This window comes from Parabacteroides sp. KHUB-02, assembly GCF_056640955.1.
Genome location: NZ_JBWQEV010000001.1, coordinates 4,474,478 through 4,488,863 on the forward strand (window position 1 = coordinate 4,474,478; position 14,386 = coordinate 4,488,863).

A 14,386-nucleotide genomic window follows, 5' to 3' on the forward strand; every position below is an offset into this window, starting at 1 on the left:
AACAAGAGAAAAATTCAATCCATTATGAAAATAAAGAATATACTAGCATTAGTATGCTTTCTCCTTGTTCTGTTCGCTTGCACGAATGAGGATATAATTGAGTTGGGAGATGCGGGTAAGGACGTGGAGATTGGTAAGCCGGTTACTATCACGTTGAGTTTGAACACCCCAAACGCTCCGGTCGTGGAAACAAAAGCAGGTGGTGAGCAATTTGGTTCAATTACTTCATTGCATGCCTTGATCTATGATGTGGATAAAAGCAATGAACTGAAGGTGGTTCCATTGACGCTTACGGGGGGAGCTGCCTCGGAGCAAACCAATTTGAAATTGCCTACTACTACAGGCACGAAGAAAATATATGTAATCGCAAATTGGGATTTAAAAGAGGGTTCTTTGGAAGAGAGGTTTGCGGCTGAGGCTAGCTTGAAAACTTGGTCATCGACAGCCGCCAAAATTTCTACCGAAGAGCCAACAAGTTCCCCTATGTTAGGTTTCGTAGATGCTGATTATGGTGCAAGTGTAGTCGCTTATGAGGCTGGAACTGTATCTGAATTAGTTATTGATGTTGATAAAATGTATAAGAAACAAGGAAATGATCTTGTTGCCCTTAATGGAAATATACAAGCGAGTGTCATACCTTCTTATTCTAAAATCTCATTCGAGGTAGTGAATAATATCCATACGGACATGGATAAAAAGGTACAACTTGAGATATCGAATGTTTATGTGAGGAATTTGCCTAAGAAGTACTCTTTGTATCCATTTCCGGAAAAGACTTTGGGAACAGATGATGTTGATCCGGGCCGCACAAAAATCATGGAAGGTGCATCAAGTTGTGAATTCTATATGTATGAGAATTTACAAGGGGATAGTAAAAATAACGAAAACGCAGCTTGGAAAAGTCCATTTGCAGACAAAGGCCCGGCAAGTAGTGGAGATATGAATTTATCGTATGAAAAATGGAATAAATATTGGGCAGGAGAAACAGCGTGTACTTATATAGAAGTAGAAGGTAAATATTCTATTTGGAAATCGGCAACGGTAATGGGGACCGGTGATATTCATTATCGTTTCTTTTTAGGGGGTGATGCCTTTAAGAACTTTGATGTGAAAAGAAATATGCATTATAAGGTACAGCTTGTATTCTCTGGAATCGGTGGTTATGATGAGTTGAAATATGAATGGCGTGTGAATGCTCAATTGAATGATGTAACGTTTATTCCATCCGGTACTCTGGAAATTGATGGGTCTGCGGATAGTTTCTTTAAGTTTTTTGTGATTAATAGTTCTACGAAAAGCCAAACAATAACAACTTCTGGGTTCACAGGTAGTGATATGCAAGTGGGTTATTATGACGATAATTCATATCTATATTATCCTTGGCAGTTTACAAATCAGCTACCTCAAAATCTAGCAAATATTATTGGTGGGACATTTAAAGAATATAGAGTTAAAAGTATTAATTTAGGTATATTGGGACAGACGGCATATAATACTGATGGAAACAGGTATCAACAAAATGGGAATGCTAAGAGCTATACTTATTCCTCAAATGTTGATGAGATTAAAGATATTGTAGCAGGGAATATATATAGGACAAGAATATTTGACCTGTCTAATGATGAAGCAAAGTTGATCGTTAAAGAATATCCGTTGCTTTGTTTAACAAGTACGGGTTATGGTCCGAGTGATTCCAATGCGGAATATGCTCAACGTATAGACCGTAAAAGCGAAGATGGCGGAAGTTTGGTTACGAAAGATATAGCAATGGTAAGTGAATTTAGGGATGGAATGCTAACTCGTCCTGCTCTTTGTACAGCTCATGGTGGCCCTACTGATCCATATTTTTATCCATCTTCGGCTCCATCTTCGAGTTTATACTCTTATGTGCCTACTCCAGTGCAATTACAAAAAATGGTGGATTTGGAAACTGGACCATTGAAACCTCAAGATGGCGCACCCTACTGGACTACTGACGGGATATATTATTGGGAGAAACCTATTAGAAGAGCTACAGACATAGAGAAGGCTTATGTACGTTGTGTATATCAAAAAAGGCGATAAGATGTAATACTAATAGTAGTTCAAAGGAACTTGATGATAATTAATTTGAATGATATTAGTATAATAAAAATAGCCCAAGTCTAAAAACTTGGGCTATTTTCATTTAAGATGTCCTTACATAGGTATCCCTATCGCCTTAGATAGGTTATGCTATCGTTTCAAAAGACTTGCTATATTATGCTAGTTTTACCCCTTAAAGTTGAAAGTTACGCCTATCGTCATTTTTAATGGATTCTTATACTTTTGCTTCTGTAAAACAATCGAAATTTCAATCCATTATGAAAGTAAGAAATATATTATTTGCTTTAAGCGCTTTGTTCATTGCGGCATCCTGCTCTATGGACGAAGATATTGATAATGTGGGTGAGGAGATTCAGGTTCAGTCGGAGACAACCGCAGAGTTTGAAATCTCTTTGGCCGCAGGTAATGGTGTGTCTACCAAAGGTCCTACTGCGGAAATACCTAAAAATGAAGATGGTTCTGATCAGACAGAAGATGCCAATGGAAATGAAAGCTCTGTAGTTCGTTGTTTCCTTGCTGTATTTGAATGCTCTAATGGTCAGGTTTCAGAGGATAGCGAACCAATCGCTACTCAATGGTATGAAAATAGCGCAAATAATACTTTTGATAAAATATGGCCAATAGAGGAAAGTAATAGCCTTAGGCATCAATTAGGTACCCATGTGATCTTGAAAGTCCCCAATGACCTGTCTAAACGTAAGGATTTAATGTTTGTCGCGGTAGCTCAAGTAAATCCGAATAGTGGAGCTTATGCGGAGACTAGTAGTTTGAATGCATTGAAGGCGGCGGCAACTTATGGCGAATTGATGAATACCGTATTACTGGAAAATCCTACGGTATTCGTGAAAGTAGGTGAGAAGACATTAGATGGGAAAAGTATCACGACTACCGATAAACTGATATACGAACATACCCCAACTTCATGCAATCAGGTTGAGATTGGTGTGAGACAGCGTTCCGCTGCGGTAGAATTGGCGGAATTCAAGGTTTTGGATGAGTCTGGTAAGACAATTGCGACTGAGGAGAATATAACAGGCGTGAGATTAGGAAATGTAGTGCTTCAATCGAAAGTGAGAGGAGCGGCCACCGATGACATTGCTGATGCTTATGGTTATGCTCCTAGAGGAACCCGTTTTTATACGTATGAGAACCCTGCCACGTCAGAAGATAAAACTTATCTTTCCATTCAATATAAGATAAATGATGCCGAATATGAGAGATCTTATACCATAAAGTCTCCGGGGGATTCCGGTGGTACACCTGTAGAGAGGGTAGATGCCGGTAAATTGTATAAATTGCACGTAACTATCACCCATCATACGGAAGATATCCGGTTTGTAGTGGATGATTGGATTTCGAATATTATAAAATTGGGGCCGATAGATCCTGAGATGAAATAGGATAATAAGAGAGTTGATTCCGAAATAATAATAAGGGTAATATAAATAGTATGAAAGTAAGAAATATATTCATAGGTTGTCTCTCTTTACTAATGGCTTTTACGGCTTGTAACGAGGAGATTATAATAGAGAACGAAGGCATTGAGACCGCTTCTTTTTCCCTGTCGTTCTTGGCTAATACTACCGCCGGGAATATCACTACGAAAGCGGCGGGACAGATCGCTACACAGGATGAATTATATGTCGGAGATTGTTTCCTCGCGATTTACTCGGGAGAAAGTAACGGATGGGATCGGTTAATTAGTTGGCAAACTTATACTGTTAATCAATCTGGACAATTTGCGATTGATATTCCTAGTTTACCTATAAATACTCCCCTGAAAATTGTGGCCGTAGCTAATCCTCCCGTATTGGATGGAGGAGCTAGCTGGGAGACTACGGGGGCTTACAGCTCTATTCATGCTTTTAGCACTACATATGGTACTTTGGGTGGTACTCTTTCGGGTGGAAGCCTTTATTACACTTTTAATCCTAAATCACTGGTTAAAGTGGGAGAAGGAACCATTCAATTTGATGCGAAGGGTGTTATCACAAGGCAGGAAGGTGCTATTAAAGACGGTGTTTTCCATCTGACCCAATTAGCGGCTAGGGTGGATCTGGATTTGACGGTGGAGAATCCTGAAACGAAGCCGGAGACTTCGGAGACGATATATGACTTTGGGGGAAAGACTCCTAATGAGATAGTTAAAGCATTTGGAACTAATATAAATAAATTGCAAGACGAAAGAAATCCGGGATATATTTATGATAATAATGGTACTTTAGCTTTTAGCGAAAATAAGGTCGATAATTACGTCGCTACTGTATATAATTGTAAAAACCATGTAACAACATATAATGGACAAACAATTAATCCCAATAGTACAAAAATAGCTCATTTAACAGGGGCTAGTAAAAAAGTAGTGACAACAACTCCTAATGTGAAAGTTTTATCAATAGAGTCTATTGTTATTAATAATGTGGAGACACGAAGTCTATTAATGATGCGTAACGAAGATTTAACCGACTTGAAGAATCATACGATAAGTATTTCCCCTTCTAGTCCTACCAGTCGTTTACAGTTGACCTTCTATACGTATGAAAAATCTTTATATACCGTAGACATCTCAAAAGCGTTGAACGTCTCAATCAAAGGTAAGTTGGCTACGGGTTCGCGAGTGGTTACTCAAAAATACAACTTAGAAGTTGTTCATGCCATCGCTTTAGATGCGCAGGGTGCTCCTACAAGTTGGGGAAAGTTTGATAAATTTGAGCTATTACCTTTTAACGAAAAGGTAGAAGGCGATCCTACTGAAAATATTGAGGATATAGAGACTACACAGCAGGAATTGACCTATAATTTAAGCATTAACCCTGTCAAGTCGAATGATTGTGCGACTAATGGTTTTGTAAGAGGGAATCAATACGTAGTGACAGGAACTTTATCGACATCTCGCTTACCGGCAAATGGAATGTTGGATGTAAATATAGCCCCTGCGACACCTTATTCTCCAGAGATTAAATTTACCTTTGATTAATAGTGAATCCATGGAGAGATTGATGGTTTGATAATCTTTGTTTGAATTTATTCTTATCGTAGAATGAGATGTTATAATTTATTTCCGATGTTTTATATGGAAGATGAATTTCCGAAAGAATTCTCTTCCATATAAAACATAAGCGTTAGATCCGTGATTCTATGATGCCCAGCGGCACTACTGGCGTTGCCCAACGCGACCTGTCGCATAGCCTTTCGCCGCCTATCGTATCCTAAAGAGCGCTTTTTCCTGCGAAAAACGTCACTTATAGCGATCATCTTTCCCTTATTTCGCCCTTCTCGTAAAAAGGATATGTCACGATACAGCTCTTATTTCGATCAAAAGGATCGGATAGCGCCGGTTTGGCCGACAGGAAGATCTCTGGTTATAACCGATTTCCAGTCTTGACCATGGCTCAGACCGGGATGTTTTCTAGAAAAGGTCTTGCTCGTTATCAAATAAATCCTACCTTTGCCCTATCGCTTGCCGTTAAGCGACCAACCGACTAAAACCATATAACTATGGAACAGTATGTAGACATCATGTCCGACAAGGGCTTCAAGGCCGTGTTCGGAGATAAACAAGTAGCGATGAATTTCATCAACGCCGCCTTGAAGGGCGAGCGGCAAGTAAAGGATCTGACTTACCTGGACAAGGAGATCCAGCCGGAGCATCAAGACCGGCGAACCGTCATATTCGATTACCTCTGCGAGGATGTGGATGGCACGAAGTTCATCCTTGAGATGCAGAATTGTTCCCAACGTTACTTCTTTAACCGCGGATTTTATTACATTTGCCGTATAGTCTCCCGTCAAGGTGAGATAGGTTCCGACTGGAAGTATGAGTTGCTTCCGGTATATGGTATATATCTACTGAACTTCAAGCTTCCGGAGTTCCCCACGTGGCGCACGGACGTTGTCCTTGCGAACGAGCGAACGGGCGAGCCGTTCCGGGAGATCAGGTTCAAGCAAGTATATATTTCTTTTGAGCAATTTACCTTGCGAGACGAGGAATGCTCTGATGATCTGGAAACAATGGTTTATATGCTGAAGAATATGAATTTATTTGACATGTCTCCTTTCAAGGAGCAAAACGAGGCTTTTCGCCACCTGCTGGATGTTGCCAACCTGCAGGCCATGACTCCCAAGGAGCGTGCCGAATACGACGAGAACCTAAAGATCTACCGCGACTGGCGAAACACGCTGGAATATGCGGTGGAGGAAGGCCAACGATTAAGGAGCCTTCAGAACGCTGCGAACCTTAAGCGAAAAGGAATCGATCCGCATATTATCTCAGAATGTACGGGCGTTTCGCTAGAGGAGATAGAGAAACTTTAAAATGCGGATTGTGGATAAACGAATGGCTTCGGTTAGACCTATTTCAGGTCTTCCCGGAGCTTTTTTGCGTGAATCCATTACCCCCACGGGATGATATTGTTTATCCGGGAAATAGCCCTTACCTTTACGGCATAGATACTATAGATTGAAGAACATGGATTTGAATTTTTTATTTGAGATGTCTCCCTTCAAGGAGCAAAACGAGGATTTTCTTCGCGTGCTGGATGTTGTCAACCCGCAGGCCATGACTCCCAAGGAGCGTGCCGAATACGAAGAGAATTTGAAGATTTACCGTGACTGGCGAAACGCGCTGGAATATGCGGTGGAGCAAGGCATGAAGAAGGGCCTAGAGGAAGCTGAGCGATTAAGGAACCTTCAGATCGCCGCGAACTGTAAGCGAGAAGGAATCGATCCGCATATTATCTCGGAATGTACGGGCATTTCGCTAGAGGAGATAGAGGAACTTTAAAATACGGATTGTGGATTAATGCGAACCGGTAGCTAAAGAAGTTAGCTCTTATTTCACTTTTTAGCTGTAAGGGGCATACTTGTACGAGTATGCCCCTTATTCTCTTTCTAAAGTATCGGTGTTCCTATCACCTTCTTTGAAATGAATAGGTGTTCTTATCAATCAAGGACAGTTGGTAGGTTTACCCTTTAAAGTTGAAACTCACACCTATCGTGCTAGGAAATGTTATAATCTACTTTTGTGATACAAATTAAAAGTGAAAGGGATGAATAGGAGAGAACTCGTGAAAACATTGGCTGATAAATTGTCGGTTACGCAAGCGGAGGCGATGCGCTTTGTTCAAGCTTGGGAAGAGACTACGACAGAGGCTTTGGAAAGTGATGGTTCTTTGATGCTATTGGGCTTTGGGACGCTCTCCGCTTGGGAACAAACCGAACGGATCGGCAGAAATCCTAAGAATGGGGTGGCTTATATGATAAGAGCTCGTAAAAGCGTGAAGTTTAAGCCTGGTAAGTTATTACTTAAACGGTTGAATGCGAGCTCGTCGAAGTGAAGGCATTCACGTATGTATAATAAAAACGAAAAAATATTCGATATGAAGAGAATTCTTTTCCTAGTCCTGCTCTTGGTAGCTACGACAGGCGTTTACGGCCAGAAGTTCGCGGTAAAGTCGAACTTGCTCTATGATGCGACTGCTACGATCAACTTGGGCGTAGAGATTGGCTTGGCGAAAAAGTGGTCGCTAGATCTATCCGGTAACTATAATGGATGGAAGTTTGGCGATGAGGCTCGTATGAAACATTGGCTGGTACAACCAGAAGCTCGTTATTGGTTGTGCGAGAAGTTTAATGGACATTTCTTCGGCTTGCATGCGCATTATGCGGATTACAATGTTGGAGGCCTAAAGTTCTTGAGCAAGAATATGGAGAATCACCGTTATCAAGGTAATTTGTATGGCGCTGGACTCTCTTATGGTTATCAGTGGTTGTTAAGCGATCGGTGGAGCATGGAAGCCGTGTTGGGTATTGGTTGGGCGCATCTGGATTATGATAAATATCCTTGTGCCACTTGCGGAACCGTATTGAAAAGCGAAACGAAAGACTATTTCGGGGTTACGAAGGCGGCTATTTCTATTATTTACTTTATTAAATGACCCAAGCGATGAACAAGAAGATAAATACATATATGATGGCGGCTATGATGGCCGTCGTGTCTCCGGCGATCATGGGACAGACTGCCTCGGATGGGGTTAAAGTGATTTGTAACGACGTGGTACAGAAGGGCGACTCGGTATATATCGATGCCGTGGTGACGGTAAGTAGCGATGCGGTGAAATCCCGTAGCTATTTGGAACTGACCCCCGTCTTGGAATCGGCTTCGCAAAAAGAGGGGCTTCCTTCTATTTTGGTGAACGGACGTATCCGCCAGAAAGTATATAACCGTGAGGTCGCCTTGGATAATTTGAACGACGTACCTCATTATACTATCTTGAAAGCCGGGAAGGAAGATCAAGTGGTAAGTTATAAAACCGCCGTGCCTTTTGAGGATTGGATGAAAGACGCACGTGTCGTGTTAGACCCGAATCTATGCGGTTGCGGTAAGGAAGAGGCCGGTAGTCCGTTATTGATTGCGGACAAGATTCGTCGTCGTCCGGATAAGCGCTATGAGGTTCAGCCTACATTCTCTTATATCACGCCGATGGCAGAGACGGAGAAGCATCGTGCGGAGGTCGGTACGGCTTTCTTAGACTTCCAAGTGGGTAAATATCAGATTCTTCCTGATTTCCGTAATAATGCGGTGGAGTTGGCGAAGATCAATAATACGATTCGTACCGTTACAGAGGATAAGAACGTGAAACCGACAGGTATCGTACTGAAAGGATATGCCTCACCGGAAGGCTCTTACGCTAGTAATAAGAAATTGGCGGATAATCGTGTCAAAGCGTTACGTGACTATATCCGCCAGAAGAATGACTTCAAGGCTGATTTCTTCACGATGAGCTCGGAACCGGAAGACTGGGTCGGTTTTAAGGAAAAGGTAGAGGCCGATCCGAATGTACCGAATCGTAGCGAGGTATTGGCGATTATCGATAGCTCGGATGATCCGGATCGCAAGGAGGCTAAGTTACGTGCCTTGGGTGGTGGCGCCGCTTTCCGTTATGTGCTGAAAGATATTTTCCCTTCGTTACGTCGCTCGGAATATAAGATTGATTATACGGTACGTGAGTTTACGGTGGATGAGGGGCGTGAGATCATCAAGACTCGTCCGCAACAGCTAAGTTTAGGGGAGATGTTCGCGGTGGCTAACAGCTATGAGATCAGTAGTGACGAATATAATAATGTATTTGATATCGCTGTCCGTATGTTTCCGAATGATCCGGTAGCGAATCTTAACGCCGCGAATATCGCTATGGGTAAGGGTGATTATGCTTCCGCTAAGAACTATTTGGCGAAAGCGGGGAACGCCCCGGAGGCGGTTCACGCGAAAGGAGTGTTAAGTATGTTGACCGGTGATTTGACAGAAGCGGAATCTCTATTGAAGCAGGCTCAGGATATGGGAGTAAAGGCCGCGGCGATAAATTTAGAGGAATTGCGCAAGAAAATAGAGGATAATGCGGTATTTGATAGTTTCAACGCTGTAAAATGATAGCTATTCCTCCCTATGTATAGGGTAGAAGGCACTTAATTTGTAAATGTCATGAAGACAAATATTAATAATAATTTCTTTTATATGGAACAAGCATCAGATGTAGTAGAGTTGGTTCTGCCTCATGAGGTAGATAATCCAAACAATGTCTATCTGTATCTGGAAGGAGATGCTTGGTGCGCATACGAACGTTCAGCCTACTATCTGACTCAGATGGAGGTTCCGGTTGTATTAAAGAAAGAAGTAATCCACGATGACTATGACGTGGTTTTACTGAAAGCTTTTTTCGCCGTGAATGATATGTATTTGCCCCTTTCTCCTACGGCTGTGCTGAAGTTGGTTGCCGACGATAAGCTACAGTTCCAGATAAGGGATAGGGTAGAAGGTTTTTCCGAATGGAAAGAGAATGAGTTAAAAAAATTATCTGCTTGATAAGGAAGCGAACGCTTCTTATTTAAGCATGTAAAGTTGAGGGGTGTAACGGTCCTGAAAAGTAGTGATACTTTTCAGGACTATTTTTCTGTATAGGGAGCTTCCCTGTAAATGATCACCCGGCAATCCGGGGAGAGGGTGACGGTAAATTGATTTCCTAAAGCCTCGTTGAGAGTTCCTTGCCACCATGAGGTGAGCTTTCGTTGGCAAATGGGCCAGCGGAGTCCTTCTGTACTAATCTCCCCTTCGGGATAAAGAACGAAAATGGAGATTTGTTGCCCCGGATAAGAAGCGAAAGTCGTTGTTTCTAAGATAGGTGTGAAAAGACCATAGTCGGATAACATCTCCACCCGCTTGAATAAGGGGGCATACTCCATAAGAAGGGATATATTTCCCAATGTATGATCCTCACGCAATCCGGTAGCTCCTAATATGAGAACTTCTCGATAGCCTTGGGCATGGGCGAAGCGGATGGATTTGGAGAGGTCGTTGATCTCTTGGTCCTCTAAATGGTGGATTCGGTCTGCGTAACGTTTGCGCAGATCGGCGGGTATACTGTCCAAGTCTCCTACGATAGCGTCCGGATGAATACCCTTTTCATAAAGTGTCTTTACGGCTCCATCACAAGCGATAATCGTTTTCGCTTCCTTTAATAATCTCAAGGGTAACTCAGCGGAAGGAAATCTCCCATTCGCTACGATCACACATCCTCTTTCCTTCACTTCCGTATTATCTCCCATAATTCATAAATTATAAATTAAAACTCTTCCCCTTTCTTCCGCCAATTGTAATAGCCCACAATGGCTAGTGTCGCATAGCAAAAATAGAGTAGCATCGTTGGATACAAGCCCCGAAGGTAATAAAGATATACGGAAACGAGGTTTACGATTACCCAAAAAATCCAATGCTCGATAATTCGCCTTGCCAGCATCCAAGTAGCGACAATGCCTACCGACGTGGTGAACGCATCGCCTACGGGGATGGGAGAGTCCGTGAATTGATGAAGGAGATACCATAAGATGGCGAATACAACGGCCAATGTCCCGATAATCCCCACGAAAAGCGGAAGGCTCAGATGGGTGTATAGGATACGGTCGGAGGGAAGACTGTCGTTTTCCGTGTGTATCTCATGTTTCTTCCGGGTCCATTGATAGAAACCGTATATGCTGATTCCTACGTAATAGGTTTGCAATCCCATGTCCGCATAAATCTTAGCGGACAGGAAGACAAAGACATACACGAGGGAGGTGAGGAATCCCACCACCCACATGGCCTTATGTTGTTTAATCTCTAGAAAGAGATAGAGCAGACCAGTTATTACTCCGAAGTATTCTAGCCAAACCATTTTAGTAATTGATAATTGATAATTGAAAATTAAGTTAGAATTTGAAGGTGATCCTGGCCATGGCGTTCGTGCCGGCTTGGGTGAAATAACCGTCATCCTTTTTACGTGTGCCGTTTTCGATATACGAGTATACCCATGCGTTGGTCTCGTACTTCTCGTTGAAGAGGTTGTTGATAGTCACGTCTAGGGTTATTTCTTTCATGAACTTAGGCTGGAAGGCGTAACCGATACGTAGGCTATTGATAAAGTAGGGATCGATGGAACGATCCTTGCTGCTTGAATTGTCTATGTATTGGCGGCCTACTATTTGTGAGTTGAAACTCGCGATAAACCCTTTGTAAACGAAATCAAACATGCTGTTCGCTATTAGATTGGGTGAGAAAGCTATATTCGTTGTGCCTAGATCATTGATCTCTTGTCCTCCGGTATCCCAGTTATCCACGTATTCCACGAAATGCTTGATTTTATTTTGGCTGAGGGTTACGTTCGCGTTCCAATTCAGCCAAGAGGTGATTTGTACACCTCCGGTAAGCTCGATGCCCATTCGGTAGCTATCCTTTATATTGGAAGTGAGTGCCTCGCCGATCTCGCTGATCTTGCCGGTCAGGATCAATTGGTTGTTGTAATCCATGAAATAGAGATTGGCTCCAACCCGGAAACGGTCGTTACCAAAACTATAACCGGCCTCGTAATCATATAAGGTCTCGTGGGTAGGACGTTCCTCGGGGCCTGCCTCCGTGAAATTGTCACGGTTCGGTTCCCGGTTAGCGACGGAGAAAGAGACGAAGGCGTTATGGCCATTGTTATGGAAGTTTATTCCGGCTTTCGGGTTGAAGAAGTTCCAGTTCTTACGAATGTCCAGTCCTTCCCCGGCTTTGTCATCGTTTCCCTTAATGGTGTAATGGATCCCACGGTATTGTAAGTCCAGATAGCCGGTGAAAAGAGGGGAAAGACGTTGAGTCAATTTAGCGTATGCGTTGTAGTCTAATTTCTTACCGGTATTGCGATAATATTCGTAATCCGGTTGTGGCAAGACGTTTGCGCTTTTGGTCCACATTACCCGGCCAAAATGATCGCCTACATAGTTGTTGACGGCGGTTCCCAGCGTAAGGCGGGTATTGTCACGTTGATAGTTCGCGCTATAAACGGCCCCATAGAAATAATTGTCGAGCCATTTACGGCGCACGAGGTCGGTCTTTTTTACGGTATTACCCTCCGGATCGATATATTCCGGTAGCTTATAACTGCTGAATTTGGCTTTCGATTTATAATCCTCGTAATATCCATTTCCGTCGGTGTAATGAAGGGTCAGGTTCATATTCCAGAAATCTCCGATACGCTGGCTGGCCATTAAATGGTAGTTGTGTTGCCAATAATTATCCGTCTGGTTGTTATAAAACTTCTTCACTCCATCTTCCTCATATTCTCCGCATGGATTATAGCTACGATCTGTGTCAAGTAAATAAGACGGAACGCCGTTCCATGCTTGATAGGTCTTCTCGCTGTTCCCGAAGGCTTGGAATTTAATCAATGTATTATCGGCATAGAAAGCGGCGGAGGCATAGTAAGAGCTCATACGGGCGGAGGCACGATCGATAAAGCCGTCGCTACGGATATTGGAGTAGCGGGCATCAAAAGCGAAATGATCGTAAAGTAATCCGGTGCCGCCTTTTACCGTATGCTTCAGCGTACTGAAAGAACCTGCTGATACGGAATATTCGCCGTAAGGCTTTAAGGACGGTTTCTCGGTCTGCATGGCGACCGTAGCGCCAAAAGCCGCGGCTCCGTTCGTAGAGGTTCCGGCACCTCGTTGGATCTGGATCGATTCTACCGAGGAAGCTATATCGGCCATATTAGCCCAGAATACGGTATGAGACTCGGAGTCATTAACCGGTACGCCATTGATCGTGATATTGATACGGTTCGCGTCTGTACCCCGGATACGAAAACCGGAGTAACCGATACCCGTTCCGGCATCCGAGGTCATGATAACAGACGGGGATTGGGAGATAAGGAATGGGATACCTTGCCCGTTGTTCCGGCTGCTTAGTTCTTGTTTGGAGATGTCGCTATAAGCTACCGGGGTCTCTTTCCCGACTTTGGTAGCGGTAATAACCACTTCATCTAAAGATACGTCTTTTGAGATTTTCAAGGAGTCGACCGGACTGGGCATTTGTGCCTTGGCGGTTGTAGCCAGCAAGGAGCCGGCCAAGATAACCAATACATTTTTCATCTTTTCATCTTTTTGCTTTAAAACTAAATAGATGAATAGAAAGGATCGGAGAAGCATGAATCCCTACGACAGCATTACCTGTACAGGTTCTATGGGTATGATCTCAGCCCGCTCCTTTCGTGAAGGATTCCGCGAGCACCCCTTCGTATTCGGCAGCAAAGATAGGCATAAAAATGTTAATAAATATTACTATCAATAGTAAATCGGATTTCTATAGATATTAATTCTGATTACTATCGATCGTAATCCGGTTTGTGTCGTATTAATTTTTTCTGCAAAAAGATGAGGATATTTTGAGAACTCATTGATTTTTTGTATATTTGCGGGCGATTAAGTGAAGTTGAGGAGGGGGCGGGTAGTCCCCTTCTTTTGTTCTTAACAGATATGTGTATGATAGAAAAGAAAGTGGTAAGCCAATTAGTAGAGGAAAAACTAGCCTCTTCAAGCAATTATTTAGTAGACGTAGTGATTAAACCGGGGAACCTGATAGTCGTTGAAATTGATAACGATGAAGCGGTAAGCATTGATGATTGCGCTGAGTTGAGCCGGTATTTGGAGGAGCATCTGGATCGTGACGTCGAGGATTATGAGCTGGAGGTTGGCTCCGCCGGCATTACTTCTCCTTTTAAGGTACTTCGCCAATACGTCAAGAACATCGGAAACGAGGTGGAGATGCTGTTGAAAAACGGCTCGAAGCTGACAGGTGTGTTGAAATCTGCCGACGAGAACGGTGTGGTTGTCTCTGTCGAGAAGAAGGTGAAACCGGAGGGCGCTAAGCGGAAGGTAACCGTGATAGAGGATGAGTCGTATACATTTGATGAAATAAAATATACAAAATACTTAATAAGATTCAAGTAAGATT

At 42.9% G+C, this 14,386-nt stretch carries 13 protein-coding genes and 1 riboswitch; of the genes, 10 read left to right on the forward strand and 3 right to left on the reverse strand.

Translation table 11 applies throughout. The features are described from left to right. Positions 1 to 24 precede the first annotated feature (24 nt). The 9 genes from ACYIA1_RS18810 to ACYIA1_RS18850 all read left to right on the forward strand — a co-directional run bounded on the left by ACYIA1_RS18810 (position 25) and on the right by ACYIA1_RS18850 (position 9,946). Positions 25 to 2,064, forward strand: coding sequence for a DUF4906 domain-containing protein (locus ACYIA1_RS18810; protein WP_480336244.1), 2,040 nt, complete (start codon positions 25 to 27; stop codon positions 2,062 to 2,064). Positions 2,065 to 2,342: 278 nt separating this feature from the next. Then, positions 2,343 to 3,485: a hypothetical protein gene (locus tag ACYIA1_RS18815; RefSeq protein ID WP_347172323.1), complete on the forward strand. Its 1,143-nt coding sequence runs from the start codon at positions 2,343 to 2,345 to the stop codon at positions 3,483 to 3,485. A gap of 50 nt (positions 3,486 to 3,535) precedes the next feature. Beyond that, positions 3,536 to 5,062 carry a hypothetical protein gene (locus tag ACYIA1_RS18820; protein ID WP_347172324.1) on the forward strand — a complete coding sequence of 509 codons (1,527 nt, stop codon included), beginning with the start codon at positions 3,536 to 3,538 and terminating at the stop codon, positions 5,060 to 5,062. Between the two features lie 521 nt (positions 5,063 to 5,583). Beyond that, positions 5,584 to 6,399 carry an Rpn family recombination-promoting nuclease/putative transposase gene (locus ACYIA1_RS18825; RefSeq protein WP_347172325.1) on the forward strand — a complete coding sequence of 272 codons (816 nt, stop codon included), beginning with the start codon at positions 5,584 to 5,586 and terminating at the stop codon, positions 6,397 to 6,399. A gap of 154 nt (positions 6,400 to 6,553) precedes the next feature. Then, positions 6,554 to 6,868 carry a hypothetical protein gene (locus ACYIA1_RS18830; RefSeq protein WP_480336245.1) on the forward strand — a complete coding sequence of 105 codons (315 nt, stop codon included), beginning with the start codon at positions 6,554 to 6,556 and terminating at the stop codon, positions 6,866 to 6,868. A 265-nt stretch (positions 6,869 to 7,133) separates the two neighbouring features. Then, positions 7,134 to 7,421 carry an HU family DNA-binding protein gene (locus ACYIA1_RS18835; RefSeq protein ID WP_121960654.1) on the forward strand — a complete coding sequence of 96 codons (288 nt, stop codon included), beginning with the start codon at positions 7,134 to 7,136 and terminating at the stop codon, positions 7,419 to 7,421. A gap of 42 nt (positions 7,422 to 7,463) precedes the next feature. Beyond that, a complete protein-coding gene (locus ACYIA1_RS18840; RefSeq protein ID WP_480336247.1) occupies positions 7,464 to 8,021 on the forward strand; it encodes a DUF3575 domain-containing protein in 558 nt (185 codons plus the stop codon). 8 nt (positions 8,022 to 8,029) lie between these two features. Then, the gene (locus ACYIA1_RS18845) at positions 8,030 to 9,514 is read left to right on the forward strand and encodes a DUF3868 domain-containing protein (protein WP_480336248.1); all 1,485 of its coding nucleotides are present in this window, start codon (positions 8,030 to 8,032) and stop codon (positions 9,512 to 9,514) included. A 51-nt stretch (positions 9,515 to 9,565) separates the two neighbouring features. Then, positions 9,566 to 9,946 carry a hypothetical protein gene (locus tag ACYIA1_RS18850; protein ID WP_009016915.1) on the forward strand — a complete coding sequence of 127 codons (381 nt, stop codon included), beginning with the start codon at positions 9,566 to 9,568 and terminating at the stop codon, positions 9,944 to 9,946. Between the two features lie 80 nt (positions 9,947 to 10,026). Here ACYIA1_RS18850 and ACYIA1_RS18855 read toward each other — a convergent pair whose 3' ends face one another. The 3 genes from ACYIA1_RS18855 to ACYIA1_RS18865 are packed head-to-tail and all read right to left on the reverse strand — an operon-like array spanning position 10,027 to position 13,524. Further along, entirely contained in the window at positions 10,027 to 10,686 is a 660-nt protein-coding gene (locus ACYIA1_RS18855; RefSeq protein ID WP_009016916.1) for a thiamine diphosphokinase, read from the reverse strand. Positions 10,687 to 10,703: 17 nt separating this feature from the next. Beyond that, on the reverse strand, positions 10,704 to 11,291 hold the full coding sequence (pnuC, locus tag ACYIA1_RS18860; RefSeq protein WP_009016917.1) for a nicotinamide riboside transporter PnuC: 588 nt from the start codon (positions 11,289 to 11,291) through the stop codon (positions 10,704 to 10,706). Between the two features lie 34 nt (positions 11,292 to 11,325). Next, entirely contained in the window at positions 11,326 to 13,524 is a 2,199-nt protein-coding gene (locus ACYIA1_RS18865) for a TonB-dependent receptor (RefSeq protein ID WP_480336250.1), read from the reverse strand. A 42-nt stretch (positions 13,525 to 13,566) separates the two neighbouring features. After that, positions 13,567 to 13,677, reverse strand: a riboswitch (TPP riboswitch). A gap of 237 nt (positions 13,678 to 13,914) precedes the next feature. Here ACYIA1_RS18865 and rimP point away from each other — a divergent pair. Then, a complete protein-coding gene (gene rimP, locus ACYIA1_RS18870; protein ID WP_005867585.1) occupies positions 13,915 to 14,382 on the forward strand; it encodes a ribosome assembly cofactor RimP in 468 nt (155 codons plus the stop codon). Positions 14,383 to 14,386 lie beyond the last annotated feature (4 nt).